The 1,684-nt window shown below is 62.8% G+C and carries 3 protein-coding genes and 1 pseudogene; all 4 read right to left on the minus strand.

Features of this window, described 5'->3' with window-relative positions; all coding sequences use genetic code 11:
* Positions 1 to 709 (minus strand): HAD family hydrolase (locus tag Q0L57_RS34260; RefSeq protein ID WP_366940914.1); only part of this gene is annotated, 709 nt, incomplete at its 3' end.
* Positions 619 to 822 carry a hypothetical protein gene (locus Q0L57_RS14525; RefSeq protein WP_296743699.1) on the minus strand — a complete coding sequence of 68 codons (204 nt, stop codon included), beginning with the start codon at positions 820 to 822 and terminating at the stop codon, positions 619 to 621. The genes Q0L57_RS34260 and Q0L57_RS14525, both read right to left, overlap by 91 nt.
* Positions 823 to 984: 162 nt before the next feature.
* Positions 985 to 1,476 carry a GNAT family N-acetyltransferase gene (locus Q0L57_RS14530; RefSeq protein ID WP_296743701.1) on the minus strand — a complete coding sequence of 164 codons (492 nt, stop codon included), beginning with the start codon at positions 1,474 to 1,476 and terminating at the stop codon, positions 985 to 987.
* A gap of 119 nt (positions 1,477 to 1,595) precedes the next feature.
* Positions 1,596 to 1,684 (minus strand): annotated as a pseudogene (locus tag Q0L57_RS14535) (xylose isomerase); the annotation flags it as partial.

Here is a 1,684-nt window from a genome sequence, read left to right on the forward strand (position 1 = left end):
GGCAGTTCAAATCAGCGAGAGCCGACCGGAAGAAATCGGGCGACGGCTTGCCGAGAACGACCGGGCTTCGGCCACTGGCGAACTCCAGTGCCGCGACGAAGGCGCCCGTGTCCAGGCTGAGCAGTCCGTCGGCATCCCTGAAGGCGCGGTTGGTGGCAAGGGCCACAAAATCGGCGCCGGCAACCAATTCGCGGAAGGCCCGGTTGAGACTGGCATGGTCGAAGGCTTCACCGGCATCCCCGACGACGACAGCGCGCCCACTCCGGCCTTCCAACCCGGCAAACTCGGGCGCGAGGTTGGGATGAACGAGCAGGTGAGGTTGACGGTCGTGCTTTCGCAGCCACTCGACAGCGGCGCGTGACGGCGTCAGCAACTCGTCGTGAGCAACTTCTATGCCCATGCCAGCAAGTTGAACGAGGATTGTCTTGTGCGGCGAACGTGTCGTGTTGCTGACAAAACGCAGGGGCAGAGCTGCGTCTCGTAGCCGCGCCATGGCCGCGGCGGCTCCCGCTATCGGAGTGTCGCCATCATAGACGACACCCATGAGGTCCAGGAGTACCGCGCGTATCATCGCAGAAGGATGGAGAAACAGTCTCCGTTCGTCAAACTGCTGAAGGATCAGGCGGCGTCGCGGCCTTCGCTGACGATACGAGAGCGCATGCTCTTGGCCAGAGCCGTTTCGAGACGCGCGGCAACCGCGCGGTCCCATTCATTTGTCTTGCGGGCGCCGTCCTTCGAATGCGGTAGCGCCATCAGCCGGTCGATGATCGATCCGGTCTCGCCGGACGAAAGCAGGGCGTCGATTTCGCGTTCATGCTGCATATCGTTTCGCCTCCTTCTTCTTCACCCGCCACAGGTCATCCATATACGAGATACGTGACGGCAGTTTGAAGGCGAGAGCGAGGTCATTGAGGGGCGGCGCGGGGCAAAGTTTTGTCCGTCGGACGCAATTCGTGGCAAGTGCGTTCCCGGCGGGCATCGGGATCAGTTCGCCCCGCCGCCGAGCGGCTTGACGAACAGCACCGTGGTGAAGCCGCTGTCCCATTCATCGTCGGGATAGCGGTCTTTTTCCGCATAACCGGTAGAGCGATAGACGCGCTGCGCCGGAACATTGAACGTGTCCGTTTCCAGCCGCGCCTGCTCGAAGCCGGCAGCCGCAATTGCCTGCTCGGCATGAGAAAGCAAGGCGCGTCCCACGCCCTGGCCTTGGCGGCTCGCGCTCACATGCACGGCCTCGATGAAGTCGCCGCGCCAATGGATGAGCCCGGCCACATCGCCGTCGATCTCGGCGACGGCGAACTCCAGCCAATGCTCGTCGACATAGCGTCCGCCAATATCCGTCTCAACGTAACGCTGCGCCGACGCCGCGCTTATGTGCGGTAACCAAGTGCCCTCAAACGTCTCTTCAAGCACACGCTTCAGCGCCGCAATGTCGCTGGCCTCGGCCTTGCGAATGACGATCTCGCGCGCTGCCATCTTGCGTCTCCACAATGTGCTTTGTGCTTACAAAGCGCATTCGAGGTAGCAGAAGTCGCCGAAAGCGGCTTTCGGCCACTCCCGGCGGAGATAGGTCCAGACGGCCGCGCTGCAGCGCCTCAGACGTAGCGGTTGACGATGTTTTCGAGCAGCTCCTGCCGGCCGGAGCGCGGCTGCGGCTCGATCTTCTTCTTCACCACGCGCTCGG

This window comes from Mesorhizobium sp., from assembly GCF_024509055.1.
Taxonomy (GTDB): domain Bacteria; phylum Pseudomonadota; class Alphaproteobacteria; order Rhizobiales; family Rhizobiaceae; genus Mesorhizobium.